At 67.0% G+C, this 25840-nt stretch carries 26 protein-coding genes and 2 pseudogenes; 14 read left to right on the top strand and 14 right to left on the bottom strand.

The features are described 5' to 3' along the window. Nucleotides 1-159: 159 nt before the first annotated feature. Both cynS and WJ16_RS21095 read right to left on the bottom strand, forming a co-directional pair. Complete coding sequence (cynS, locus tag WJ16_RS21100; RefSeq protein ID WP_069259046.1) at nt 160-630, bottom strand: cyanase; 471 nt, start codon at nt 628-630, stop codon at nt 160-162. A 30-nt stretch (nt 631-660) separates the two neighbouring features. Continuing rightward, nucleotides 661-1320: a carbonic anhydrase gene (locus tag WJ16_RS21095; protein ID WP_069259045.1), complete on the bottom strand. Its 660-nt coding sequence runs from the start codon at nt 1318-1320 to the stop codon at nt 661-663. A gap of 113 nt (nt 1321-1433) precedes the next feature. On the opposite strand from WJ16_RS21095, the gene cynR reads away from it, so the two are divergent. Continuing rightward, nucleotides 1434-2363, top strand: a complete 930-nt coding sequence (cynR, locus tag WJ16_RS21090; protein ID WP_069259044.1) for a transcriptional regulator CynR — start codon at nt 1434-1436, stop codon at nt 2361-2363. A gap of 107 nt (nt 2364-2470) precedes the next feature. Here cynR and WJ16_RS21085 read toward each other — a convergent pair whose 3' ends face one another. Both WJ16_RS21085 and WJ16_RS21080 read right to left on the bottom strand, forming a co-directional pair. Further along, nucleotides 2471-2674 (bottom strand): hypothetical protein, encoded by a 204-nt coding sequence (locus WJ16_RS21085; RefSeq protein ID WP_069259043.1) that lies wholly within the window; start codon nt 2672-2674, stop codon nt 2471-2473. A gap of 31 nt (nt 2675-2705) precedes the next feature. Next, on the bottom strand, nt 2706-4025 hold the full coding sequence (locus tag WJ16_RS21080) for a DUF3422 family protein (RefSeq protein ID WP_069259042.1): 1320 nt from the start codon (nt 4023-4025) through the stop codon (nt 2706-2708). A 161-nt stretch (nt 4026-4186) separates the two neighbouring features. On the opposite strand from WJ16_RS21080, the gene WJ16_RS21075 reads away from it, so the two are divergent. Next, complete coding sequence (locus WJ16_RS21075) at nt 4187-5062, top strand: LysR family transcriptional regulator (protein ID WP_069259041.1); 876 nt, start codon at nt 4187-4189, stop codon at nt 5060-5062. Here WJ16_RS21075 and WJ16_RS21070 read toward each other — a convergent pair whose 3' ends face one another. Both WJ16_RS21070 and WJ16_RS21065 read right to left on the bottom strand, forming a co-directional pair. Then, nucleotides 5063-5623: a hypothetical protein gene (locus WJ16_RS21070; protein WP_069259040.1), complete on the bottom strand. Its 561-nt coding sequence runs from the start codon at nt 5621-5623 to the stop codon at nt 5063-5065. It lies immediately after the preceding gene. Nucleotides 5624-5765: 142 nt separating this feature from the next. Then, on the bottom strand, nt 5766-6116 hold the full coding sequence (locus WJ16_RS21065) for a hypothetical protein (protein WP_069259039.1): 351 nt from the start codon (nt 6114-6116) through the stop codon (nt 5766-5768). A 248-nt stretch (nt 6117-6364) separates the two neighbouring features. Here WJ16_RS21065 and WJ16_RS35945 point away from each other — a divergent pair. The 3 genes and pseudogenes from WJ16_RS35945 to WJ16_RS21055 form a co-directional block, all read left to right on the top strand. Further along, a pseudogene (locus WJ16_RS35945) lies at nt 6365-6460 on the top strand (NRDE family protein); the annotation flags it as partial. Between the two features lie 223 nt (nt 6461-6683). Further along, nucleotides 6684-7493, top strand: a complete 810-nt coding sequence (blaOXA, locus tag WJ16_RS21060) for an OXA-1043 family class D beta-lactamase (protein WP_076605981.1) — start codon at nt 6684-6686, stop codon at nt 7491-7493. Next, nucleotides 7490-8629: an acyltransferase family protein gene (locus WJ16_RS21055; protein ID WP_069259038.1), complete on the top strand. Its 1140-nt coding sequence runs from the start codon at nt 7490-7492 to the stop codon at nt 8627-8629. The genes blaOXA and WJ16_RS21055 overlap by 4 nt, the downstream gene beginning before the upstream one ends. Nucleotides 8630-8806: 177 nt before the next feature. Here WJ16_RS21055 and WJ16_RS21050 read toward each other — a convergent pair whose 3' ends face one another. The 3 genes from WJ16_RS21050 to WJ16_RS21040 form a co-directional block, all read right to left on the bottom strand. Continuing rightward, nucleotides 8807-9397 carry a class I SAM-dependent methyltransferase gene (locus tag WJ16_RS21050; protein WP_069259037.1) on the bottom strand — a complete coding sequence of 197 codons (591 nt, stop codon included), beginning with the start codon at nt 9395-9397 and terminating at the stop codon, nt 8807-8809. 442 nt (nt 9398-9839) lie between these two features. Next, nucleotides 9840-11561 carry a ubiquinone-dependent pyruvate dehydrogenase gene (gene poxB / locus WJ16_RS21045; protein ID WP_069259036.1) on the bottom strand — a complete coding sequence of 574 codons (1722 nt, stop codon included), beginning with the start codon at nt 11559-11561 and terminating at the stop codon, nt 9840-9842. Between the two features lie 255 nt (nt 11562-11816). Then, on the bottom strand, nt 11817-12317 hold the full coding sequence (locus WJ16_RS21040) for an Lrp/AsnC family transcriptional regulator (RefSeq protein ID WP_069259035.1): 501 nt from the start codon (nt 12315-12317) through the stop codon (nt 11817-11819). Between the two features lie 200 nt (nt 12318-12517). Here WJ16_RS21040 and WJ16_RS21035 point away from each other — a divergent pair, with 200 nt between their 5' ends. After that, nucleotides 12518-13534 (top strand): 1-aminocyclopropane-1-carboxylate deaminase, encoded by a 1017-nt coding sequence (locus WJ16_RS21035; RefSeq protein WP_069259034.1) that lies wholly within the window; start codon nt 12518-12520, stop codon nt 13532-13534. Nucleotides 13535-13731: 197 nt separating this feature from the next. Here WJ16_RS21035 and WJ16_RS21030 read toward each other — a convergent pair whose 3' ends face one another. The 3 genes from WJ16_RS21030 to WJ16_RS21020 form a co-directional block, all read right to left on the bottom strand. After that, nucleotides 13732-14742: a hypothetical protein gene (locus WJ16_RS21030; protein WP_069259033.1), complete on the bottom strand. Its 1011-nt coding sequence runs from the start codon at nt 14740-14742 to the stop codon at nt 13732-13734. 123 nt (nt 14743-14865) lie between these two features. After that, complete coding sequence (locus WJ16_RS21025) at nt 14866-15693, bottom strand: hypothetical protein (protein WP_069259032.1); 828 nt, start codon at nt 15691-15693, stop codon at nt 14866-14868. A gap of 121 nt (nt 15694-15814) precedes the next feature. Further along, nucleotides 15815-16402: a tetratricopeptide repeat protein gene (locus WJ16_RS21020; protein WP_069259031.1), complete on the bottom strand. Its 588-nt coding sequence runs from the start codon at nt 16400-16402 to the stop codon at nt 15815-15817. Between the two features lie 360 nt (nt 16403-16762). Here WJ16_RS21020 and WJ16_RS21015 point away from each other — a divergent pair, with 360 nt between their 5' ends. From WJ16_RS21015 to atsR, 3 genes are read left to right on the top strand one after another with little or no spacing between them, the layout of a single operon-like run. Further along, the gene (locus WJ16_RS21015) at nt 16763-17635 is read left to right on the top strand and encodes a response regulator (RefSeq protein WP_069259030.1); all 873 of its coding nucleotides are present in this window, start codon (nt 16763-16765) and stop codon (nt 17633-17635) included. Between the two features lie 42 nt (nt 17636-17677). After that, nucleotides 17678-18181: a putative pterin-binding protein gene (locus tag WJ16_RS21010; protein ID WP_069259029.1), complete on the top strand. Its 504-nt coding sequence runs from the start codon at nt 17678-17680 to the stop codon at nt 18179-18181. After that, complete coding sequence (gene atsR, locus WJ16_RS21005) at nt 18178-19998, top strand: hybrid sensor histidine kinase/response regulator AtsR (RefSeq protein WP_069259028.1); 1821 nt, start codon at nt 18178-18180, stop codon at nt 19996-19998. Before WJ16_RS21010 ends, atsR begins: the two co-directional genes overlap by 4 nt. A gap of 75 nt (nt 19999-20073) precedes the next feature. Here atsR and WJ16_RS21000 read toward each other — a convergent pair whose 3' ends face one another. Both WJ16_RS21000 and WJ16_RS20995 read right to left on the bottom strand, forming a co-directional pair. After that, complete coding sequence (locus WJ16_RS21000) at nt 20074-20493, bottom strand: secondary thiamine-phosphate synthase enzyme YjbQ (RefSeq protein ID WP_069259027.1); 420 nt, start codon at nt 20491-20493, stop codon at nt 20074-20076. A 10-nt stretch (nt 20494-20503) separates the two neighbouring features. Then, nucleotides 20504-20830 carry a thioredoxin family protein gene (locus WJ16_RS20995; protein WP_069259026.1) on the bottom strand — a complete coding sequence of 109 codons (327 nt, stop codon included), beginning with the start codon at nt 20828-20830 and terminating at the stop codon, nt 20504-20506. Between the two features lie 198 nt (nt 20831-21028). Here WJ16_RS20995 and WJ16_RS20990 point away from each other — a divergent pair. The 5 genes and pseudogenes from WJ16_RS20990 to WJ16_RS20975 all read left to right on the top strand — a co-directional run. Beyond that, nucleotides 21029-21472, top strand: a pseudogene (locus tag WJ16_RS20990) (flavin reductase family protein); the annotation flags it as partial. Between the two features lie 117 nt (nt 21473-21589). After that, nucleotides 21590-21922, top strand: a complete 333-nt coding sequence (locus WJ16_RS33570; protein WP_084636146.1) for a DUF2322 family protein — start codon at nt 21590-21592, stop codon at nt 21920-21922. A gap of 752 nt (nt 21923-22674) precedes the next feature. Beyond that, nucleotides 22675-24090, top strand: coding sequence for an undecaprenyl-phosphate glucose phosphotransferase (locus WJ16_RS20985; protein ID WP_069259025.1), 1416 nt, complete (start codon nt 22675-22677; stop codon nt 24088-24090). A 52-nt stretch (nt 24091-24142) separates the two neighbouring features. Continuing rightward, nucleotides 24143-25312, top strand: a complete 1170-nt coding sequence (locus tag WJ16_RS20980) for a polysaccharide biosynthesis/export family protein (protein ID WP_069259024.1) — start codon at nt 24143-24145, stop codon at nt 25310-25312. After that, the gene (locus tag WJ16_RS20975; RefSeq protein ID WP_069259023.1) at nt 25309-25839 is read left to right on the top strand and encodes a low molecular weight protein-tyrosine-phosphatase; all 531 of its coding nucleotides are present in this window, start codon (nt 25309-25311) and stop codon (nt 25837-25839) included. Before WJ16_RS20980 ends, WJ16_RS20975 begins: the two co-directional genes overlap by 4 nt. Nucleotide 25840 lies beyond the last annotated feature (1 nt).

The following is a 25840-nucleotide window of genomic DNA, read 5'->3' as shown; positions in this document are numbered from 1 at the left end:
ACGTCACGTCACGTCGCGTTCGGTTCCTGCCGGCGCCGGTAGACGGCGATCGCATCGCCGTGCTTCTGCTGCACGATCGGTGACCGGCGCGCCGCAATCGGCTTCGCCTATCACGTCGGGCGGGAGCCTGCGCGGTGCCACTGCGGCGCCGCGCAGGCGTCAGAACGGCTTCGTCGGCAGGTACTTGCCGTCGAGCGTGATCACCGCGCGCGAACCGCCTTCCGGATCGTCGACCTTCTTCACATCGAGCCGGAAATTGATCGCGCTGATGATGCCGTCGCCGAACTTCTCGTGAACGAGCGCCTTCAGCGTCGTGCCGTACACCTGCAGCATTTCGTAGAAGCGGTAAATGGTCGGGTCGGTCGGCACGCGATCGTCGATGCTGCCGCGCAGCGGGATCGTCTGCAGCAGCAGCACCGCGTCGTCGTCGAGGCCGAGCTTGTCGGCGACGCTGCGCGCGGCGTCCGCCGGCAGCGCGTGCTGGCCGAGCAGCGCGGCCGTCACGAACGCTTCGCTCAGGCCCGTGCCTTCGGTGAGCTGCGCGAACGACAGGTTCTTGCGCGCCTTCGCGAGCACGACTGCCTCCGCGAGCGCGTGGCGGGCTGTCTGACTGTGCTGGGACTGGATCATGGCAATTCCTCGTGGTGGGGTGGGAGCGATTCAGGCCGCGACGGCGTGCGTCGCGGGAGTGGCGCGGACATCGGGATGGTCCGCGAGCGACACGAACCGGCCGGTCGCGCCGTCGTAGGCGTCGATACAGCCCGATTCGATGTCGTAGACCCAGCCATGCAGCGCGACGCGCCCTTCTTCGAGCGCGAGCCGCACGGCTGGATGCGTCTTCAGGTTGGCCAGTTGCGCGACGACGTTCTCGCGCACCATCGAGTCGATCCGCTCGCGCTCGCTGCGATGCGTGCGCGCCTCGTTCACGACGCGCGCCGAATCCGCGTAGCGCAGCCAGTGGCCGACGGCCGGCATGTGGTCCATGCACTGGCAGGTGGCGATCGCGGTCATCGCGCCGCAGTCGGAATGGCCGCAGATCACGACGTCGGTCACGCGCAGCGCGGCGACCGCGTATTCGACCGACGCCGACACGCCGCCCGGCTCGGGGCCGTACGACGGCACGATGTTGCCGGCATTGCGGATCACGAACAGGTCGCCCGGTTCGCGTTGCGTGACGAGTTCGGGCACGAGCCGGCTGTCCGAACACGAGATGAACAGCGCCCGCGGGTTCTGGCTGCGTGCGAGGTCGCGGAACAGCGCGGCGCGCGCCGGATAGGCGTCGCGCTGGAACTTCAGGAAGCCGTCGATGATGTCCTTCATCGTGTTTTCTCCGGTGCAGGTGAATTCGATGAAGGGCAGGTTACGCCGGACTTCCGATAACGTAAAAGACTGATTTATGATCCAGTCGATAAGCCAGTCTTATAGGAATCGCCATGCTGCTGCGCCATATCCACTACTTTCTGGCCGTCGCCGAGCACCGCAGCTTTACGCGCGCGGCCGCCGCGCTGCACGTGTCGCAGCCCGCGCTGTCGCAGCAGATCCGGCAGCTCGAGGAGACGCTCGGCGCGCAACTGTTCGACCGCACCGGGCGCGTGACGACACTGACCGACGCCGGCGACGTGTATTTCCGCTATGCGCGGCAGGCGCTGCACGATCTCGCGGAAGGCCGGCGCGCGATTCACGACGTGCAGGATCTGAGCCGCGGCTCGCTGCGCATCGCGGTCACGCCGACCTTCACGAGCTATCTGGTCGGGCCGCTCGTCGAGGCATTTCACGGCCGCTATCCGGACGTGTCGCTGTCGGTGCAGGAGATGTCGCAGGAACGCATCGAGGCGCTGCTCGTCGACGACGCGCTCGACGTCGGCATCGCGTTCGACGGCGTGCAGACGGCCGATATCGAAGCGCACGCGCTGCTGGTCGAAACGCTTGCGCTCGTCGTGAACCGCCGGCATCCGCTCGCCGGGAAACGCAAGGCCGGCCTGCGCGCGCTGCACGACGCGCCGCTCGTGCTGCTCACGGCCGAGTTCGCGACACGCGTGCAGATCGACCGCTATTTCCGCGAGCACGACGTGCGGCCGCGCGTGTCGATGGAAGCGAATTCGCTGGGTGCGGTGATCGAGATCGTGCGCCGCACGAATCTCGCGACGCTGCTGCCCGCGACGATCGCGACCGGGCACGACGACCTCGCCGCCGTTGCGCTCGACCCGGCCGTGCTGCGCCGCACGGCCGTGCTGCTGCAGCGCAAGGGCGCATACCGGAGCGCGGCCGCGCGCGCGTTCGTCGAACTGGCGCTCGCGTACGGGGCGGGAAAACCGAAGGGGAATGGCCATGCGCGTGCGACGCGCGAGAAGACAGCCGGCTGAATGCCGGCCATGCGGAACGGCAGGCCAAGCCACCGCGCGCGGCCGTCCGACGTGTCACTCGGACGAAACGCGCGCGCGGCGTTGAACCGACGCGAACGGAACGTGCGTCAGTTGTATCCGAGAATCGCGACAGCCGCGACGTCCGGCCGGTCGATCGTATTCCCGACGAGCGACGTCATCGGCTCCTGCAGCACGGCCTGATAGGACGTCACGCGCGGCTCGTCGGACGCGCCCGAATCATCGGGTGCCGGTTCGTCGAATGCGGCATCGAAAACGCTGTAAAACCCCGGTTGCTTCTGCGAAAAAGTCATCTCCACTCCTTTACCTGATTTTTTAGAAACCCTAACCAACCTGCTTCAAATCCGCCGCATGCACCGGCGCGCCGTCGTGCGCGGCCTCCGAGCGCGCAAGCTGCGCACGCGTGCGCCGCGTGATGTGAATCACCGCGAACACGACCGGCGCGATCAGCAGGCCCTCCGCCAGTTCGGGATCGACCGGCAGGTTCATCACGTGCAGCGCCTTGAACGCCGCCGTCGCGAGCGACAGCACGTAGTACGAAATGGCGGCCACCGACAGCCCTTCGACCGCATGCTGCAAGTGAAGCTGGTTGCGCGCGGTGCGCTCCATTCCCGCCAGCAGGCGCGTCACGTCCTTTTCCTGCGCGAGATTCACACGCGTGCGCAGCAGGTCGACCGCCCGCGCGATGCGCGCGGCGATCTGCTCGTGGCGCGCCCAGACGCTGCGGCAGGTTTCCATCGCCGGCGCGAAGCGGCGCTCCATGAATTCGGCGATCGTCGGCATCCCTTCGATGCGCTCCTCGCGCAGTTCGTGAATGCGCGCCAGCACGAGCTTTTCGTACGCCCGCGACGCGCTGAAGCGCGCGCCCGATCCCGACAGCGATTCGACCCGCACCGCAAGATGCGTGAGCTTGACGAGCAGCGCGGTGTCGTCGCCGTCGGCGCCGCTCGCGTCCATTTGTTGCATCAATGCGTGCAGCGCCGCGTGGATCTCGTCGAGTTCGCGACTCATCCGGCGCGCGACGGGCAACGCGAGCAGCGCCATCATCCGGTACGTTTCAATTTCATACAGGCGCTGCAGCAGCCGCCCGCCCTGCTCCTCGCGAAAATCCTCGTCGACCACGAGAAAACGCATGAAGCCGTCGTCGCGCACGTGCCAGTCGCAGAACACCTTGCCGCCGCCGAGCACGTTGCTGCCGACGAGCGCGGGCCCGTCGATCCAGCGGCGCAGGTCACCGCAGACGAGCCGCGCGGCGTCGCCCGACAGCAACTCCATGCGCACCGCGACGAAGCGGATGCCGGCGAGCCGCGCGAACCACGCGGCCGGAATGCCTTCGATCGCGAGATCGTCGAAATAGCCGGTGTCGCGACGTGGTGCGACGAACGTGAAGGTCGAGAATTCGGTGTGGCGCTCCCACTTCAGATGCCAGCCGCTCGGCGACTGCACCGCGTGGTGCGTCGCCCCTTCGTGCGGCGCGGCGAGGCCGGTATCGCGGCACAGCGCGTGCAGCAGCGTTTCGTGGATGTCGGGCTGGCCGTCCGCGTAGATCGCGTAATGCGTGAGCGACACGGCTTCGGCAAGCCGCAGGAACGGCCGCGCATGCAATTCCGCAGCCAGTGCCGCGCGCAACGGATGGTCGATCATCGATACACCACGCTTTCCTGTTCAGTGCCGCACGCCGGATCGACCGGCCCGAACGCCGCGTTGCCCTCGGGCGTAACGTCAGCGTGATCGCACTATGGCAGACACACAGCAACAATAAAAACGCATAATGCTGATCGTTACGTTCAGTTTTCCTGATACCCATGAAGATGCTCGATCACGACGTGCTGGCCACCGTCGTCGCCGTCGCGGAGACCGGCAACATGACCCGCGCCGCCGAAGCCGTGAACCGCTCGCAGTCGGCCGTCAGCATGCAGATCAAGAGCCTGGAGGACGCGATCGGGCGGCCGCTCTTCGTGCGCAAGCCGCGCAGCATCGTGCTCACGCGCGAGGGCGAGGTGCTGCTGGGATTCGCCAGACGAATGCTGGCGCTGCGCGACGAGGCATGGGCGGCCGTGGTGCGGCCGGAAGTGACGGGTAAAGTCGTGATCGGCGTGCCGGACGACTATGCGTCGTCGCTGCTGCCGTCGGTCCTGAAGAAATTCTCCGCGACCTATCCGAAAGTCGAGATCCAGGTGATGGGGCTGCCGAGCAGCGCGCTCGCGCCGCTGATCAAGGACGGCACCGTCGATCTCGTTTGCGGCACGCGCATCAAGGGGCTGTCCGGCGACTTCATCCGGCACGAGCCGATGGCGTGGGCCGCGATGACGAACGGGCCGCGCGTGTGGGAAGAGCGGCCGCTGCCGATCGCCGTGTTCATGCCGGGCAGCGTCGCGCGCGAGAACGCGATCCGCAGCCTGGAGCGCGCAAAGGTGCCGTACCGCACGTCCTATGAAAGCCCGAGCCTGCTCGGGCTGCTCAGCATGGTCGAGGCCGGCCTCGCGGTCGCGCCGCTCGCGCGCTGCGCGATTCCCGCGCAACTGTCGATGCTCGGCCGCTCGCACGGGCTGCCCGACCTGCCGCCGCTCGAACTGATCCTCGCGCGCAGCACCAAGTCGAAGCGGCCGCCGTGCGACTTTCTCGCGGAGCAGCTGATGGAAGACCTGCAGCGGCAGACCGGGCAGGCCGGCGACGCGTGATCAGCGGGTCGGGCCGAACCCGGCCGCGGCCAGCGCCGCATTGACGTTCGCGGCGATCGCGTCGACAAGCGCTTCGAGCGTGGCGCCGCTGACCTGCCGCTGTGCCGGCGCGAGATGCTCGGCACGCTGCCAGCCCCACTGCGCGCCCGAGGCGACCGACAGCGTCGCGCCGAACCGGTTTCCGTGGTGGTGGCCGAAAATGCTCACGCGCCGCTCGGCCACATACGCCTGTTCGGGCAGGCACAGCCGGATCTCGACCGCCACCTGATGCGGATCGTTCACGCGCGCGGCCGGGCTGACCGTCGCCGCGAACACCTTGCCGATACGCCAGGTCACGCAGGTCTCCCACGCCTCGAGCGGACCGCCCATCGCGTCGACCCGCTCGGTGTCGACCGACCACTGATGCCGCGGCGGCAGGACGATCGCCTGATGCAGCAATACTTCGGCCACACGCACCGTCGTCAGGAGCTGACGCGCGAGCTGCTGGCCCGACGGCAACGACGCCGTCCGTGTGCGGCGCCCTTCCGGCCGCGCGATATGCACTGCTTCCATGAGGCCCATGACCCCTCCGTATTCATGATCGGCGCCGCGCCCGCGGCGCCGCACGCCTGTCCGTCGCCTGCCGGCGGGCGGCAACGGCGCCAGCCGCTCGGGCGGCGGTGCGGACAAGCCATACGTGAACGAGCAACAATCGTTCCTTGCGTCACCGCGTGCTCGGTGCAATGCGCAACCGCCGCGCGACCGGCCCGATCACCGCGTCGGTCTGCTGCGCGATCAGCATGTGCAGCGTGAATTCCAGGTCTTCCGGCGCGATGTCGAAGCGCACGTGGATCACGTCGCGCACGGCCCGTGCGCTGACGACGTACACGCCGAGCGGGGAATGCAGCAGCGCCGCGAGCCGGGCCCGGGCGTGTTCGCCGGAGTCGGCCGTCAGCGTGACCGGCAACTGCAGGCGCGGGCGCGGCGGCGCAAGCGGGATGACATCGGGGTGAGCGCGGGCGCGCAACTGGCGGCCGGCGACATCAAAGGTGGGAACGGGATGGATGAAGGTCATGGAGCGGACGGAAGCCGTCTCGGCTGTTCGACACATCCCGAGCTTAGAAGAGCCCGCATAAACGGCGTGCAAAAAAACGGGGCGCCGGTGCAAAAAACGGCATGGGGGACATATCACGCACCGGCAGGAAGCCGGCGGCAGCCCGTCCGCGTCGTCGAGCACGCGCCAGTTCCCGGGCAGCGTGCAGCGATCGATCATCGTCACGGCCGCGCCGTGGTTCACCGCGATCTTGATGCCTGCCGGGGCGTCTTGGCCCGCCCGCAAGCGCAAGCCTGCCGGCGGTTTTTTTCATGGCGGCCGTCTACAACGGCTTCAACCTGCTCGTCGGCGACTGGCGGCGGCGGCGCGGCAGCGCGTGACCGACCGATGCCGCCCGCGCCGATAGAAGCGCGCGATTGCCCCGTCAACCGTGACAGGTCAACGAACGAGCATCCGTCGATACACTGGGGGCCTCCGCGACGGCTGCCATCCGCACGATCTTCGATGCCGGCCGACGCCTTCATTGCACACGGCCCGCCGCCTTCCGCCCGCACCGCGCGCCGGCCGCCCATCCCCGAGGAGTGTCACTTGAAGCACCCGTGCCGCACGCTGTTCACCTTCGCCGCCGGCCTTCTGGCCGCCGCGTACTCCCATGCCCGCCCGATCTGCACCGTCGTCGCCGACGCCGCCACCGGCCAGGTGCTCGTGCAGCAAGGCGACTGCGCGACCCGCGTGACGCCGGCGTCGACGTTCAAGGTCGCCATCAGCCTGATGGGCTTCGATGCGGGCGTGCTGAAGGGCGAGCACGCACCGACGCTCGACTTCCGCGCCGGCTACCCCGACTGGGGCGGCGCGCCGTGGCGCGAGCCGACCGACCCTGCACGCTGGATGAAGCTGTCGGTGTTCTGGTATTCGCAGCAGGTCACACAGGCGCTCGGGCAAGCGCGCTTCCAGCAGTACACGAACGCGTTCGGCTATGGCAACGCGGATGTGACCAGCCAGCAGGGTGAACTGAACGGCGTGATGGGTGCATGGGTCAACTCATCGCTGCGCATCTCGCCGTTCGAACAGATCGGCTTCATGCGCAGGATCGCGAACCGGACGCTGCCCGTCAGCGCCCACGCGTACGACATGACCGAGCGCATCACGCTGATCGACACGCAGCCCGGCGGGTGGGTCGTACATGGCAAGACGGGTACCGGGTCGCCAGGGCGCAAGTACGACGCGTCGCACGCATACGGCTGGTTCGTCGGCTGGGCGGCCAAAGGGCCGCGCAAGCTCGTGTTCGCGTACCTGATTCAGGATGACAAGCCGCAGACGCCGAATGCCGGCCTGCGCGCACGCGATACGTTCCTGGCCACGCTGCCGGCCCTCGCCGAACCAGGCAGCCCGCAATGAGCACCGGCCCGCGCAACGCGCGGATCGACCTGTTGCGCGGCGTGTCGATCGTGCTCGTCCTGCTGCATCACTTCAACATCCCGTACTCGCTGCGCGACACGTCGCTCGCGCGCGCAGTCGGCTGGGATGCGGTGCATGCGGTGGCGCGCAACGGCAACTACGGCGTGACGATGTTCTTCGTCATCTCCGGCTACCTGATCACGTCGAACGCACGCCGCCGCTGGGGTAGCCTCGGCGCGCTCGACGTGCGCGCGTTCTACGTGTCGCGCATCGCGCGGATCGTGCCGTGCCTGCTTCTGCTGCTCGCGCTCGTCAACGGTCTCGCGGCGGCCGGCGTACCGATCTTCACGAATCATGCGCCGCAGGGCATCGCCGTGTCGTTCTGGCTCGTGAATCTTGCGTCCCTCACATTCTGGATGAACGTGCTGATCGGTGCGTACGGTTGGGTCAACTACGCGCTCGGCGTGCTGTGGTCGCTGTCGGTCGAAGAGGTGTTCTACCTGTCGTTTCCGCTGCTGTGCATCGCGCTGCGCCGCGACACGCGGCTGGTCGCGTTCTGGCTGCTGATCGCCGCAATCGGCCCCGCGTACCGCTTCACGCACACCGGCGACGAAGGCGGGTTCCTCTATGCGTACTTCGCGTGCTTCGACGGCATCGCGATCGGCTGCTGCACCGCACTGCTCGCCGAACGCGCGCGCTGGCAGGTGTTCGCGGCCACACCGGTGCAATGGCTCACGGGAATCGCGATGGCCGGGCTCTATCTCGCGTGGCCGATCGCGCAAAGCCATGTGCCCGGCGTCACCGCGATGGCCCTCGGCACCGCCGTGCTGCTGATCGGCGCGCATGCCGAACGCGAACCCGCGCACGGCCGCGCACTCGCGCCGCTGCGCTGGAGCGGCCGGCTCAGCTACGAACTGTACCTGTTCCACCTGATCGTGCTCGGCGCGCTGCGCACGTTCTGGCCGCCGTCGGCCACGCAGGGCGACACGAAGCTGCTGTTGCTGATCGCGTATCTGGCGTTGTCGGCCATCCTGAGCGCAGTTATTGCGCGCGGCTATGCGACGCCGCTCGACCGCTTCATCAAGCGGCTCGCATCGCGGCCTGCTGCTCGCGTAGCGGACAGCGCACGCGTGTAGCACGCCATCCGGATTCGATTCATGTTGCCGGTGCACCTTGCCGTTGATGCTTTCGAAATGAAAGGCGACGGCGGGAACCCGGTGTGACGGCAACGTGAATGGAAACCGGAAGGATCGGTATGAAAAATGAAAGCGCACGGCGAGGCGCCGCGTCCGGTCGCCTCGCGCGCGGCCGGGTCAACCGGCCTGTTCGGCGGCGGCGCGGCGCACGGTCACGATGCGCGCGGGCGGAATGTTTGCCCACACGATCCGGCTGCCGCAGCCGACCAATGCCGAATCGCGCAGCGGATGACGGCCGGGCGGCCGCAGGTCGTATGTGAACTGGATCATCACGCCGTCGGCCGACAGTACGCGACGGCACTGGCCGACGATCGCCGTCACGTCTTCGCGCGGCAGCGTGCGCAGCGGCAGACACGACACGATCGCGTCGACGCGCGCATCGGGCGGCAACAGCCGTTCGAGCTGCCGCGCGTCACCCCGCACGATCGAGATGCCCGGAAAACGTCGCCGCAGATGCTGGACGAACGCCGGCGAACGCTCGACCACGACGAGCCGCTGCGGCGCGACGCCGCGTTCGAGCAGCGCAGCGGTGATCGCGCCGGTGCCGCCGCCGAGCTCGACGACCAGCCCGTCGCCGTCCGGCACCGCATCGGCCATCTCGCGCGCCAGTTGCCGCGAACTCGGGCACAACGCACCCACCGCGGCCGGACGGCCGACCCACTCGCGCACGAACAGCGCCGACACACGCCACGCGTTCGGCCACATCATCGGCAACCCCTGAACGGTCGCGCCGCTGGCCTCGACGTGCCGACGGCTGCGTGGAACAGGGCTATCGCGACACGGGGCTTGGGCATGCGCATCCTCCTGGACGAATCGGACCGCCGCGGGAAGCGCGACGACCCATCGATTCTAGGAAATGCAAACTTAAGACGACGTGAAGATTGTCCCTGATTCCGCCGACCAATTCGTGCCAGATCGGCGACCGATGCGCGGCTGAACGTGCGCGGGATAGCGCTCGCCGGCGATCCCGACCTCGACGCGTCGAACCGGATGGCCGACAGCGTGCCTCCGTCGGAAGCGTCGCCGGCGCGAATCCCGATTGCCGGGTTCCTGGGCTGTTCAATTCATCCTGCGACTCGAACGCCCCCGGCACGCATCATCGATGCGGTACGCCGCGCGCGCCGCCGAAGCGTCGCACGCGGCGCACACATCACCGCAGATTGGTTCTGGCCAGTTCGACGATCTCGTCGCCGCGCCCGCTGAGGATCGCGCGCAGCATGAACAGGCTGAAGCCCTTCGCATGCGCGAGTTCGATCTTCGGCGGCATCGCCAGCTCGTACTTCGACGTGACGACGTCGACGACCGCCGGCCCGTCATGCGCGAACGCGAGGCGCAGCGCTTCCTCGACGTTCTCCGAATGCTCGACGCGCACGCTGAAGATGCCCGCGCCCTTCGCGATCGCCGCGAAATCGGTCGGGCTCAAATCGACGTTCGTGTCGAGATAGCCGGCGGCCTTCAGCTCCATCGACACGAAACCGAGCAGGCTGTTGTTGTACACGACGATCTTGACCGGCAGCTTGAGCTGGCGCGCGGTGAGCAGATCGCCGAGCAGCATCGACAGCCCGCCGTCGCCCGACAGCGACACGACTTGCCGCCCCGGATGCGCGCCCTGCGCGCCGAGCGCCTGCGGCATCGCGTTCGCCATCGAGCCGTGGTTGAACGAACCGTGCAGTTGCCGCTTGCCGTTCATCGTCAGATAACGCGCGGCCCACAGCGTCGGCGTGCCGACATCGGCCGTGAAGATCGCGTCCTCCGCCGCGACTTCGTCGACGATCTTCGTCAGGTATTGCGGATGGATCGCGCGGCCCGGCGGCTCGGCCACCGCGAGATCGTCGAGCCCCTTGCGGGCGGCCGCGTAATGCTTCAACGCGTTTTCCAGGAAGCGCCGCTGGGTCTTGCGCGTGAGGCGCGGCAGCAGCGCGGCGATGGTTTCCTTCACGGTACCGACGAGGCCGAGCGCAAGCGGGGCGCGGTGGCCGAGCTGCGAGCCCTTCCAGTCGATCTGCGCGATCTTCGCGTGGGCCGGATAGAACGGCCGGTACGGGAAATCGGTGCCGAGCATCAGCAGCGTGTCGCACGATTCCATCGCGTGATAGCCGGAGCTGAAGCCGATCAGCCCGGTCATCCCGACGTCGAACGGGTTGTCCCATTCGACGAACTGCTTGCCGCGCAGCGCATGCACGACGGGCGCGCCGAGCGTGTCGGCGAGCGCGACCACTTCGTCGTGCGCGCCTTGCGTGCCGCTGCCGCACAGCAGCGTGACCGCCTCCGACGCATTGAGCAGCGCCGCGAGCCGGTCGAGATCGGCGTCGGCCGGCAGGATCGACGGCGGCGCCGCTTCGCTCCACGCAGGCGCTTCGTCCGGGCCGTCGCCGAGTGCAATGTCGCCCGGCAGCACGATCACCGCGACGCCGCGTTCGTCGATCGCGGTGCGCATCGCGCGCGCGAGCACGCGCGGAAACTGCGACGCGTTGGTCACCAGCTCCGCGAAATGGCTGCACTCGCGGAACAGTTCCTGCGGGTGGGTTTCCTGAAAGTAGCCGAGGCCGATCTCGGTCGACGGAATGTGCGCGGCGATCGCGAGCACCGGCTGGTGATTGCGGTGGCAGTCGTACAGCCCGTTGATCAGGTGCAGGTTGCCGGGGCCGCAACTGCCCGCGCACACCGCGAGCCGGCCGGTCGACGCGGCATCCGCGCCGGCCGCGAACGCGGCGCTTTCCTCGTGCCGCGTATGCATCCAGCGGATCGAACCGATCTGGCTCAGGCTGAACGACAGCCCGTTCAGGCTGTCGCCCGTCACGCCCCAGATGCGTTCGACGCCCGCTGCGGCGAGCGTCTTCGCCAGGTACTCCGCCATCGTCTGTTTAGCCATGCTGTCCTCGCTCGTTGATGGGTCGTCACACGAATGAACCGGCTGCGGCGGCCTGCCAGCGCCGTCGACGGGACGAGCATACGCGATCGGTTCAACTCGCGTCGTGAACGTGCGGCACGCCGATGCGGATTTCGTTCGGTCCCTTTCGGCGGCGTCGAACGACGGTCGGGAGGTCGTCGGCGAGCGAAGCGGACGAAGCGAATGGACAGCGAACGGGGCGCGCGCCGACGCGGCGCGCGTTCGCGGCGCTCGCGCCTACAGCGGCAACGCATGCGTCGACAGAATCTCCTTCAACACCATGAACGAACGCACCTGCCGCACGCCCGGCAGATACAGCAACTGTTCCGCGTGCAGCCGGTTGAAGCTGTCGTTGTCGCGCGTGCGCACCAGCATGAAATAGTCGAACTCGCCGGTCACGACGTGGCATTCGACGCACCCCGACACCTTCTGCGCGGCCTTCTCGAATGCCGCGAACGCTTCCGGCGTCGAGCGGTCGAGCACGAAGCCGATCACGACCAGCATCCCCGCGCCGAGCGGCTTCGGGTCGAGCAGCGCGACGATGCCGCGGATCAGCCCCATCTCCTTGAGCCGCTCGACGCGCCGCAGGCACGCCGGCGGGCTCAGCTTCACCTTCGCGGCGAGGCTCACGTTGGAGATCGACGCGTCCTGCTGCAGCTGCCGCAGGATCGCGCGGTCGATGCGGTCGAGCGGCGGCGCGACGTTGGCCGCCGCGGCGGGGTTTCGTTCTAATTTCATTGCGCCATGCTCCATTCTGACGAATCAAAATTGTTCAAAAGGCATTCCTGTCGTCGATAACGTAGGTCGGCACGACTTATTTCGCAAGCTCATTTCCCGCCTTCGTGCCTATCATTTTTCCACCGGGATGCCGCCGAAGGCCGCATCCGAACGACGCCCGCCGTTTCCTCACTCATCCACCCGCCATCCGGAGCCTGTCGATGAACCTGCAACGTTTCCCCCGCTATCCGCTGACCTTCGGCCCGACCCCGATCCAGCCGCTCAAACGCCTGAGCGCGCATCTCGGCGGCAAGGTCGAGCTGTATGCGAAGCGCGAGGACTGCAACAGCGGCCTCGCGTTCGGCGGCAACAAGACGCGCAAGCTCGAATACCTCATCCCCGATGCGCTCGCGCAGGGTGCGGACACGCTCGTGTCGATCGGCGGCGTCCAGTCGAACCAGACGCGTCAGGTCGCGGCCGTCGCTGCGCATCTCGGGATGAAGTGCGTGCTCGTGCAGGAGCACTGGGTCAACTACGAAGATCCCGTGTACGACCGCGTCGGCAACATCCAGCTGTCGCGGATGATGGGCGCGGACGTGCGGCTCGTGTCCGACGGCTTCGACATCGGCATCCGCCGTAGTTGGGAAGAAGCGATGGAGAGCGTGCGGCAGGCGGGCGGCAAGCCGTATCCGATTCCGGCCGGCTGCTCCGAGCATCCGCTTGGCGGGCTCGGCTTCGTCGGCTTCGCCGAGGAAGTGCGGCAGCAGGAAGCCGAGCTCGGTTTCAAGTTCGACTACATCGTCGTGTGCTCGGTCACGGGCAGCACGCAGGCGGGCATGGTCGTCGGCTTCGCGGCCGACGGCCGCGCGGATCGCGTGATCGGGATCGACGCGTCGGCCACGCCCGACAAAACACGTGCACAGATCACGCGCATTGCGCGGCATACGGCTGAAATCGTCGAGCTCGGGCGTCGCATCGACGAGCAGGACGTCGTGCTCGACACGCGCTACGCGGGCCCCGAATACGGGCTGCCGAACGACGGCACGCTCGAGGCGATCCGGCTATGCGCGCGCCTCGAAGGCGTGCTGACCGATCCGGTCTATGAAGGCAAGTCGATGCACGGGATGATCGACAAAGTGCGGCGCGGGGAATTCGAGCCGGGGTCGAAGGTGCTGTATGCGCACCTGGGCGGGGTACCGGCGTTGAGCGCGTATGCGGAGATTTTCCGGAACGGGTGACGCGTTCCGCAGGTAGTCGGCACACGCCGTTCCGCGCATGCCGGATCGACGCACGCGCAAATGAAATACCGCCGGCAAGCCGGCGGCAAAAGATGCGTCCACGGATGAGGTGGCGCACGTCAGGCACTCGATTCAGCGAGTGCGGGTCATTCAGCCGTGAACGACCCGCGCGACGCTGCTGCGCCGGAGGTGCTCGCTCAGTTCTGCGTGAGCGGATTCAGCGTCGTGCACAGGAAGCCCGTGCAGTTGGCCGGCTTGAAGTAGAACGACGCCATCACCGGCGTCGACGTGCCGAGCGCGAGATCGCCCAGGTACGCGGCGCCCTGCGCGCCGAAATTGTTCGACTGCTGGACGAAGCTGTCGCCGGTCGACTGGATCGCGGCCGACTGGTACGTGAAGGTCGGCGACTGGGTCTGGTCCTTCACGTAGACCCACGAGATCGTGCTGCCGAACAACATCCCGCCCTTCGCGCGATAACCCTTCGCGCCTTCGCTGTTGGCCTGCGCGATGAAGTCGCTGACGTTCGTCGCCGGCACCAGCGCATCGTACATATAGGTCGCGTTCGACGCGTTGTTCTTCATGTACACGTTCGCCTGCACCGATCCGACCATCATCGGGCCCAGGAACCAGTAGCCCGACTGGCCCTGGCCGTTCGCCTGCGTGAGGAACGCGTTCGTGTCGGCCGGCAACGCCGTCGTCGCGTACGTATAGGTCGCCGACGAGCCGCCGTCCTTGCGATAGAGATAGCCGTACGTGAGCGGCCCTTCGTAGCGGTAGCCGCTCGTGCCTTGCGCGTTGGCCTGGTTGACGAAGCCCGTCATGTCGGACGGCGCCGCCTGCAACTGGTACGTGTACGTCTGCGCCGCGCCGTCGTTCACGAAGATCGAACGCGACCCGCCGTTCGACGCGCTGTAGAAGTAGTCGCCCAGATAGCGATAGCCCTTCGCGCCTTCGCTGTTGAGCAGCGTCAGGAAGCTCGCCTGATCCGCCGCGGTCGGCTGCGCGTCGTAGCGCAGCGTCAGCGTGCTGCCGCCCGAGCCACCGCTGCCGCCGCTTCCCGTCCCGCCGGAACCCGTGCCGCCGGTGCCGCCACTTCCGCCGTTGTTGCTCGTGCCCGATCCGCCGGATGCCGCGGGCGAGGAATTATCGTCGCCGCCGCAAGCAGTCAGCGCCAGACAGGTCAATGCGATCAATGCAACGGCTTTCATCGGAATCACCTTTCAAACGAACAGGACGAACGCAACCGGCACGCGCGAATCGTTCCGCACGCACGGACCATCACGAATCAAGCATCAGGAATCGGCCGGCGGCGCACCGCCGGCCCGGGGACGTCAGTTGACCTGCAACTGGCCGCCGCGGCCGAGGCCGCCCTTGACGTCCTGCGCCTTGTAGCTGCGCAGTGCCACGACCATTTTGTTGTACGCGTCGATGAACGCGACGACCGTCGCCTTGCCTTCCGGCGTCGACGAGAAGCCGGCCAGCGCACCGCCCACGCCGCCGCCGAAGCCGCCCAGCGCCGCGCCGTAGTTGGTCGCCGTCGAGCTGCCTTCCGACGCCGCGATCTGCACGGCCGAGCGCACGTCGAACAGCGTCAGCGTGACGACCGACGCCTTCGTCTGCAGGTGGCCGGCCACCGCCGCGACCGCGCTGTTGCCGATCAGCCCGCCGATCATGCTGCCGATACCGCCGATCGGCGAATCGTTGATGACGATCTGCGGTTCCATGTAGTAGTCGGCCGCGACACGCTGGCCCTTCTGCTGCTTCGAGCCCGCGCGGTATTCGCCCGAGTTGCGCTGCAGCTGCGTGATGCGCGACAGGCGCGCGTCGCTCTTCTGGTTGCCGATCGACGTGATCACGAAGCAGTTCGACTGCTGGACGGCCAGGCGCAGCAGCGGGTCGATCGTCGTCATCTTGGTCGCGCTGCCGAACGGGCCCCACCAGTCGGCGTTGCGGCCGTCGTCGACGGCGATCGTGCCGAGCGGCGACGTGCAGCGCTGCAGCCCCGTATCGGCGCCGGCGCTCGCGCCGCCGGCCGCGGCGCCCGTCACGCCCGCGTTCTGGCCGCCGGGCGTCACCATGCCGCCGCAACCTGCGACGGACGCGCAAAGCGCTGCAACCAGCGCACCTTGGGTGAGACGTTGGGAAAGGTTGGTCTTCATGTCGTTGTCGATCGATTAGAGTCGTTGTTCGGCTTATGTGTTCGTGCGAACTTCGATAAGCCCCCCGGCGTGGCGCGCGATGGTGGTCTCCCCGCTGCAGCCCCCGTTGCTTTATGCCCGGTCAGTAGTACCAGTACGTCTGCTGCCAGACGCCGTAGTACGGATAGCCCGAGTTCCAGTAGCCGTAATAGACGTCACGCCATTGCGTGCGCCATTTCCAGTCTTCTTCGTCTTCCTTCTTCGCCTTGCGCGCCAGGTCGAGCAGCTTCTTCGACTCCTTGTCGCCGCGGGCCGCCGCGATCGACAGCCACTTCTCCGCTTCGCGCGCGTCGGAGCCCATTTCCTCCAGGCCGAACAGGTAGAAACTGCCGAGCGCCTTCTGCGCCTGCAGGTCGCCGCGCTCGGCGGCCTCGCGCATCCACTTGAGCGCCTGGTAGCTGTCCTGGCGCACGCCGTCGCCGCGGAAATAACGCAGGCCGAGGTCGTACGCGGCCTTCGGCTGGGTCTTCGCCGTCTGCTTCAGCGCAGCGATGCGCGGATCGTCGCGCTCCTCCGAATCGTCCCTTTTTTGATAGGACACCTGATCTTTGGGGCGATCAAAACAACCCGTGTCGTCGCAGATCCGCACCGTGCTGCTGGTGATCGACGGATCCTGCGCGCACGCGGCCAGTAGCAACAGCAGCCCCGGTGCGAGTAAACGGCGGTACATCGTTACCTTCCTCAAGTTTTTTATTGGCGCCGCAATTCTTCGCGCTATCCCACCCCCGGGAGCGCACACCCGGCGGCGCGCGGCGCAACGGATACAATCCGTCGACGCCGACACGCACTCCAGGGCTCTCTCAGGCTCTCTCTTCGAATCGTTCGGTCACTGCTGCATGGCTGTCGCTTTTCGCTTGCCGATCGTGGCCGGCATCGATCCCCAAACATGACGCGACAAACAATAGTGACGTGGTGAGCAATAATAATGAAGAAAAATGGCATGTCAAGGTCATTCGCGTTTTCAAAGGTTGCATGACGCGTCAGTTTTGATATGCTCTCCCTCGCCAAAACCCCTGGAGACCCCATCGAGATGTCCAACAGCGAGCAGGCCAACGTCGATCTCATCACCGCCAACAAGGTGCGCGACCTACTGAACCGGAACGGCATTCCGCCGCGCAGTCACAACACGACGATCGCGAACGTGCTCGGCCTGAGCTTCTCGGTCGTCACGCGCAAGATGAAAGGCCTGATCCCGTGGAACCTGTCGCAGCTGCAGGACATCGCGACGCACTTCGGCGTGCCGCCCGCGATCCTGCTCGACGACAAGGGCACGCAGCCTGCCGCCGCCGAGATGATCGACGCGACGCTCGTGATCGAATCGCGGCGCCTGCGCTGTCGCGCCTCGATCTCGACCAAGGCCAGCAGCCAGATCGAGACGGACTTCGTCGCGCTGCAGTGGCAGGGCGAATGGCTGATCACCGAGCGTCAGCACGCGCGCGAGGGCCGCACGTACCCGGTCGACGTCATCGAGCTGCGCTCGACGCAGCCGAACGTCTATGCGGCGCGGATCGCGGTGGTCGACGATTCGCAGGACGTCGCCGAAACGGTATGTGAATATTTCATCGAAAAAGGCGTGAACGCGATTCCGTACTTCGACGGCGCGACGTTCCGCAAGGCACTGGAAGTCGAGGATTTCGACGGCTACATCCTCGACTGGATGCTCGGCGACCAGACGGCCGCCGAACTCGTGCGCGGCATCCGCTCGAGCGAGAACAGCGGCGCGCCGATCTTCCTGCTGACCGGCAAGATTTCGACCGGCGAAGCGAGCGAGGACGAAATCGCGCACATCGTGTCGCACTACAACGCGCGCTGCGAGGAGAAGCCGGTGCGCCTGCCGATCCTGTTCGCCGAAGTGGCGCGCGAACTGAAGATCACGCTGCCGGCCGCCGCCGCCGCGAACTGAGAGCACGACAGCAAACCACCACCGCACGACCGAGGGCACGACATGCGAATTTCGACCATCTGGATCAAGCGCCTGCTGACGGCCTGCCTGCTCGGCATGGCTGCCGCGAGCTGGGCCGCTTCGTCGTTCACGTTCACCGTGGACGGCAAGATCGACAAGCACAACCAGCAGGGCAAGACGGCGTACGTGTTCTCCGAGCAGGCGCTGATGGCGCTGCCGCAGCACACGATCGTCACGTCGACGAGCTGGACGCCGAGGGCGACCTTCACCGGCCCGCGCCTGTCCGACATCCTGAAGATGGTCGGCGCGCATGGCACGCAGATCGAATTCCGCTGCATCGACGAGTACACGTTCACGATTCCGGTGTCCGATGCCGATCGTTACGGCGTCATCCTCGCGCGGACGATGAACGGCAAGGTGCTCGGCAACGACAACTACGGCCCGCTGTGGATCATGTATCCGCGCGACCAGTACCCCGATGAACTGAAGACGCCGCTCGGCGAAGCCAAGTTCGCGTGGCAGATCATCGGCCTGACGGTGAAATGAAGCGCGGGCGATGGAAAAATAGAAAAATCATCCTGGTCCTCGGCTCGCTGTGGATCATGGGGTTCGCCGCGTGGGCGTTCCTGCTGTGGGACCTCCTCGCCACGTCGGTCAACGAGGGCGTGCTCGAAGGGCCGCGCGAAGGCGTGTTCTGGACCGCGTCGCAATACCGGAACGTCTACACGCGTTTCGACCGGCAACTGATCCTCTACGCGACGCATCAGGACGACGATTTCAATCACGTGCAGATGCAGCTCGACAGCCTGTCGGTGTCGTTCGGCTTTCTGCAGCGGCCGTCGGAAGTGTCCGAATACTGGCTGCGCATCCCGCGCGCGCGCAACGAGATCGAAGCGCTGGGCGAATTCATGACGCGCCTGAAACGCGAAGTGCCGTTGCTGCGCGACGCGCCGAAACAGGCGCAACAGGTGATCGACGAGGTCAATGCGTACTGGCCGAAGGTCAACGCCCTCGCGAACTACTTCCGCGCGATCGAGATGGCGCAGCGCGACTTCACGTTCCATCAGCTGAAGGAAAAGCAGCGTGCGATCCTGATTCTCGGCATGGTGCTCGGCGTGATCCTGTGCGCGCTGTTCCTGCTGCTGTTCTATACGATGCGCACGCGTGACGACCTGCTCGAACGGCAGGACGCGGCGCTCGACGCCGAACGCAAGGCGTCGGACCGCGCGTTCGAGATGATCGAGGCGAAGAACGCGTTCCTCGGGATGGTCAGCCACGAGTTGCGCACGCCGCTGCAGGCGATCTGCGGGTCGGTCGAGATCCTGCTCGCGCGCCCGCAGTCGGACGCGAACCTGAAGACGATCCGGCGGCTGCAGAATTCCGCGCTGTCGCTCGAAGCGCTCGTCAAGGATCTGACCGACTACATCAAGCTGCGCTCGACGAAGCGCCTCGCCGAACAGGAAACCGTCGGCATCGCGTCGCTGCTCGCCGAGGTGTTCGACCCGCTGCGCGAGAAGATCGCATCCAGACGGATCGTGGTCACGCAACGGGTCGAGCCGCACGGTCTCGCGATCCGCTCCGATCGCAAGCTGCTGCGCCAGGTGCTGTCGAACCTGATCGAGAACTCGGTCAAGTACACGCCCGGCGGATCGATCGACGTGTCGATCACGCTCGTCGACGCGCCGGCCGGCCCGCAAGTGAAGATCGTGGTGCGCGACACGGGCACCGGCATCGCGAAGCAGCACCTGCCGAAGATCTTCGAGCCGTTCTACCGCGCGAACGACGCGGTCGGTCTGCATGTGGACGGGATCGGCATGGGGCTCGCCGTCGTGCGCGAAATCGTGACGACGTTGCGCGGGCATGTGGACGTGCGCAGCGTGGTCGGCGAAGGCAGCGAATTCGTCGTGACGCTGCCGGCCGAAGTGCCCGGCACCGACACCGCCGGCAATGCGGCCGGCGACACGCCCGCACTGCCGCACGCGGCCGCGCTCCGCGGCCGGCGCGCACTGGTGGTCGACGACGACGACAACGCGCGCGAAACGCTCGGGGCGATGCTGTCGGCGCTCGGCCTCGACACGGAGCTGTGCAACACCGGGCAGGAAGGCATCGCGCGCTTCGGCGCAAGCCGTTACGACATCGTCGTGCTCGATCTCGAACTGCCCGACCTGAGCGGCTTCGAAGTCGCCCGGCGCATACGCGCCGTTGCGCAACCCGACGCCGACGGCCGGCATCCGGCGATCCTCGGCGTCAGCGCGTATGAATCGGCAGCGCTGCGCGAGAACCAGCGGATGTTCGACGCATTCCTGCCGAAGCCGGTACACCTGCGCGAACTCGGCGCCCTTGTCGAGAAGCTGCTCGGCTGATTCGGCATGCCGCGTGCAAACGCGCACTGCATTGCGCGCCGGCGCCGCATCATGCGTTCCCGCTCACATTCCCGCCTATTCGCCGATCAGATGCAGCACGATATCGCGCCGGTGCGCCGCACGACGATGCTCGAACAGATAAATCCCCTGCCAGGTGCCGAGCACCATGCGGCCATGCTCGACCGGAATCGACAGCTGCACCTGCGTGAGCGCCGTGCGCAAATGGGCGGGCATGTCGTCGGGGCCTTCGGTGTCGTGCTCATAGCGGCTTTCGTCTTCCGGCGCGAGCGTCGCGAAGTAGCGTTCCAGATCGCGCCGCACCGACGGATCCGCGTTCTCCTGGATCAGCAGCGAAGCCGACGTATGCCGGCAGAACACGGTAAGCAAGCCCGTGCGAATCGACTGCTGGTCGACGAAGGCGCGCACCTGTTGCGTGAACTCGACGAGGCCGCTGCCGCGCGCGTCGACGGAGATATGCGTGATGGCCTGTTGCATGATCGTGACGTCAGGCCAGCGCGGCGAAGCCGTCGGCCTCGATCTGTTTCGCATCGGCCGGCCGCACGACGCGCGCAACCTCGACGCCGTCGCGCAGGAACACCAGCGTCGGCCACAGCTTGACGCGGAACGAGCGGCCGAGCGGACGGCCCGGCCCGTCCTCGATCTTCAGGTGACGCACGGCGGGATGCGCGGCGAACGATTCGACGATCGCGGGCTGCGCGGCCGCGCAGATGCCGCACCAGTTGGCGCCGAATTCGATGACGGTCGCGCCGGCGAGTGCTTCGACTTCCTCGCGGGTCGGCGCGTTGGCGGTATAGCGTTGTGGCGTGTCCATCGGGGCCCTCATGTGCAATTCCGGAATGCGGTCGCGCGGCAGGCGCGCGGCCTGCGATTTCTTACTGTAGCGGAAAAGCATGCGCGATGCCGATGTGCTCGCGGCCGTTTGCGCCGCGCATGCTCGCGCCGTTGCCGTGCATTGCATGCGCTGCTTTGCGAGCAATTTCCGTGCGTCGCCGCGGCGTCGATCCCGGATCGCACGACGGGCACGCATCCGGTGCCCGAATCGAAGCGCGCGAGAGGCTACGTGTACGAGCCTGACAAGTTCGGCACGGCGGGGCTGACGGAAACGCCATCGCAGACCGTGTCGTCGCCGCGCGCGCTCGAGTGCACGATTCACCTGGAATGGGTCGTCGCGGCCACGCACGGCCTCTCCGATGAAACGCCTGACCTGCTCGGGAAGATCACGTTGTTCGAGGTGCGCATCCAGCGTGTGCACGTGCATCCCGACCTGCTGGCGGACGGCCATCCGGACCGCATCGATCCGGACAGATGGTCGCCGCTGATTATGAGTTTCCAGAAGTTTTACGGTCTGGCGCCGCAGCAGTTGCATGCGTCGAGGCTCGCCGCGATTCCCGAGCGCGCGTATCGCAGCCCCGACATCGAGCGTCCGCGCAATGCGGGCGTGCCGGCCGACGCCCGGGCGATGATGAAGCGCGATGTGACGGCCCGCGCCGGCCGGTGCGCCGAGACCGATCGGATAAAATACGGCCGGCCATACTCATTGGCCGATGACCGAACCGACGGAGTGTTTTCAGTGATTCAAGCTACCCCAGTATTCAAGGACAACCTCGCGCAATTGCCGGCCATCGACGGCATCGCGCGCATCGATCTCGTCGGCGCGAACGGCGACGTGGTCGCCAGCATCGAGAACCAGCCGGGCAAGCAGGGTTCGCTCGCGGTCTACCATTACCTGAAGCAGGCATTCGGCGCGCTCGACGCGAAGGCTGCCGAGCATGGCCTCGCGGTGTTCGCGGAGCACACCGCCGACGCACGCAACCGCCCCGGCGCGCACCCGAACGTCGATCGCCTGCTCGCGATCGCGGCCGGCGGCGACGCGCTGCGCATCGACGTCGTCCCCAAGCGTTGAGCGACAGGCGGGGCAATGATGCCGCACGTCGATGCGCGGCACGCTCATGCATCTCGTCGATGGGCACCCATGCATGCCGAATCGTCGTCCCGCCCGCACATGCCGCGCCGCACGCGCCCGCATTCAATGCCATCGATGACGGCGTCGCCCGCCACCCGTCATTTTCACGATCGGCTACCCTGATTTAATCGATACTCCGCGCAGGCCGCCAGCCATCTCGCCGGAACATCGCGCCGTCCGTCATTCGACGACGCCGAACGTTTCGCGACCCGGCGCGCACATGCACGTCAAGCGTGCACATCCATCGCGTGAACCGCATGCCATCCCGGCATCGACCATGCCGGCACGCGTCAGCGAACCCGGCACCGGCAAATGAAGCGATCGATGCCCGGTCTTTCGCAATGCACGCGTCCCGAAAGATCCCCCCACATTGCATTAGTACATGTCTTAATGGATGACGCGTTCATTTAATACGTGTCCCATTTAAATCGCATCCCTGGTTACCCAAAATTGTCTTGGGTTGAGTCGAATCCAACGCATCGCAACCCCAGGCTCGGATCCGACCGTATTTAAAAGATCCTGCCAATGCGACGCACGCGATCGACCTCTAAGGCACGCAGCGCCCCCTCCCCTCGTCAACCACTCCCGTGAAACGGAAGCAACGGCACCGCCCGGTCTTGTCCTGGCGCGGCGCGTTGCGCCGTGCGCGAGGCGACAGGCGCCGCATCAAATAAAACGGTAGCGAAGGGTATATGCATACGGCACTCGAACAGCAGCGCGCCGCCGCTCCGTCGGCGGTCCACGGGCTCCTCGCGCGCATCGTCGACATCACGCTGATCGCGGTCGGCGCCGCGGCGGCAGCCTGGTTTTTTCCCGGCGAAGGCATCGATCCGTCCGACAACGTGGCGATCGTCGCGAGCACGGCGGCGTTCGCGATGGTCCTGTTCCCGGCATTCGGCGTGGCGCGCGCGCCGTGCCATTGCTCGACCTATCGCATCGCATTCCGCACCGTCTCCGCATGGCTGCTCGCACTCGCGGGCTCGGCGATCGTCATGTTCGCGATACGCGGCGCGTTGCCCGTGCCGCTGAACGGATTCCTGTTCTGGGCGGCGGCAAGCGGCATCGCACTCGTCGCGTTCCGACTCGTCGCGTGCGCGACGTTCGAGCGGATCGTCCATGTGGGCGAGCGCACCAGGCAGGTCGCGATCGTAGGCGGCGGCGCACATTGCGCCGCCGTACTCGAGCGGATCGCGCAATCGTCGTCGGCGCGCTATCGCGCGGCAGCCATGCTCGATCCGGATCGCCCCGCACAACCCGCTGCGGACGGCATCGATGTCCTTCCCACGCTGGATGCATTCGCCGCGCATGTCCGGGCGCATGCGATCCCGGAAGTCTGGATCGCGCTGCCGATCACCGGAGCCGGCACCATCGTTCGCGTGCTCGATGAATTCCGGCACGACCTCGTGAATGTCCGCCTCGTGCCCGACGTCAGCCAGCTCGCGATGTTCGACGGTGAGATGGTCGACCTGGTCGGCGCGCCGGCGATCAACCTCGTCGCGTCTCCGCTGTCGCCGCGCGCGCTGGTTCAGAAGGCAATCTTCGATCGCCTGTTCGCGGCAGCGGTACTGGTCGGCACGGCACCGCTGCTGCTCGCGATCGCGGCGGCCGTCCGGCTGTCTTCGCCTGGCCCCGTGCTGTTTCGTCAGCAACGCAAGGGGGCGGACGGCAAGGCCTTCACGATCTACAAGTTCCGCACGATGCGGATTCATGCCGATGCGGACGGCGGCGTACGGCAAGCCACCCCCAACGATCCGCGCGTGACCCGCATCGGTGCGTTCCTGCGCCGCACGAGCCTCGACGAGATGCCGCAGTTCATCAACGTGCTGCGCGGCGAGATGTCCGTCGTCGGCCCGCGTCCGCACGCGCTCGAACACGATGATCTGTACCAGACGATCGTCGACGGATACATCCATCGCTACCGCGTCAAGCCCGGCATCACCGGCTGGGCGCAAATCAACGGCCTGCGCGGCGAAACCGATCGCATCGAGAAGATGCAGCGCCGCGTGGAAGCCGATCTCCATTACCTGCGCAACTGGTCGTTCGCACTCGACATGCGCATCGTCGCCGCGACGATCACGCGCGGCTGGACACATCACAACGCGTATTGATCACGCATGGGGCGCCGTCGCGCGGCGCCCATTCCTGGAGAAAGCCATGCCTATGGAATCCGCCGCAAACGCGCGGACCGGAGCCCCGCGCCCGCGCGGCGCCCGTCTGTTGCCGATACTGTCGATCGCGACGCTCAGCGTTGCGCTGTCCGCCTGCGCGCTCGCACCCGGCATGCGGATGGTCGAGCCGCCCGCGCCATCCGCGGCGGATGCCCGGCCCGACGGTGAAGCGCCGCATTACGAGATCAGGAAAATCGGCCCCGACCTGATTCGCCGATTGAAGGCGCAGGCCGCGCAGCAACTGGCCGCGCAAGTCGATCTGCTGACGACACCGCCCGGCGCGTACCGGATCGGCCCGGGCGACGTGCTGCAGATCACCGTATGGGATCACCCCGAGCTGGCGGCCGCGCAAGGCGCGGCGACGCCGAACGCGCCGCGCGCCGCCGATCCCGTCACCGGCTTCGTCGTCGATCAGGACGGCAACCTGACGTTCCCGTTCGCCGGCCGGGTTCACGTCGCGGGCCTCACCGCCGACGCCGCGCGCACGCGCGTCGTCGATGCGCTCGCGCGTGCTTACCGCAATCCGCAGGTCACGCTGCGCGTCGCGTCGTTCCGTTCGAAGCAGGTTTATATCGACGGCGAGGTTCGCGCGCCCGGCAACCAGCCAGTCAACGACGTGCCGATGACGCTCTACGAAGCGCTCGGCCGCGCGGGCGGCCTGAATCCGGCCGCCGACCAGAGCCGGATGACACTCGTTCGCGACGGCGTGTCGCATCCGCTCGACCTGACGAAGATGCTGCGCCAGGGCCGCAATCCGGCCGACATCGTGCTCGCCGCCGGCGATCTGCTGCATGTGCCGAGCCGCAGCGATTACGGCGTCTACGTGATGGGCGAGGTCAACAAGCCGTCGCTCGCGCTGCCGCTGCGCGACGGCGGGCTCACGTTGTCCGACGCGCTGTCGCAGGCCGGCAGCGTGAATCCGAACACGGCCGACGCCGCGCAATTGTTCGTGATCCGCGGCTCGCAGACCGACAGTCCGCAGGTATTCCACCTCGACGCGCGTTCACCCGTGTCGATGGTCCTCGCGAACGAGTTCGAGCTGCAGCCGAAGGACATCGTCTACGTCGACGGCAACAGCCTCGTGCGCTTCAGCCGCGTGCTGAGCCTGCTGCTGCCGAGCGTCAACTCCAGCGCCATGGCCGCGGCGCTCGCCATCAAATGAGCGCGCTCGCCACCTTGCTCGTCGTGTGCGTCGGCAACATCTGCCGTAGCCCGATGGCACAGGCGCTGTTCCGCGCGCGCCTGCCGGGCGTCGACGTGCAGTCGGCCGGCCTCGGCGCGCTCGTCGGGCATCCCGCCGAGCCATTCGCCGTCGCGCTGATGCGCGAGCGCGGCCTCGACATCGCCGCGCATCGCGCGCGCCTGCTGACCCCGTCGCTCTGCGCGCAAGCCGACCTGATCCTGACGATGGAGCGCCAACAGAAGCGCGCGCTCGAGCGCCGTCATCCGTCGCTGCTGGGCCGCGTGTTCACGCTCGGCGAATTCTGCCCGGCGCCGGGCCACGCACGACCGGGTTTCGACGTGCCTGATCCGTATTGCGGCACGCGCCCGTTGTTCGAGCAGAGCCTGCGGCTCATCGAGCACGGCGTCGACGACTGGTGTGCGCGCCTCGCGTCGGCCACGCAGCCCATCGCCTCGGCAGACGCCACCTCGCAGTCGCCTGCCGCTTCCTCACGATTTCCGGACTGAA

It is taken from the genome of Burkholderia metallica (assembly GCF_001718555.1).
GTDB lineage: Bacteria > Pseudomonadota > Gammaproteobacteria > Burkholderiales > Burkholderiaceae > Burkholderia > Burkholderia metallica.
Note: the sequence above shows the minus strand (reverse complement) of the source record. Positions and strands in the feature narration are given on the sequence as shown.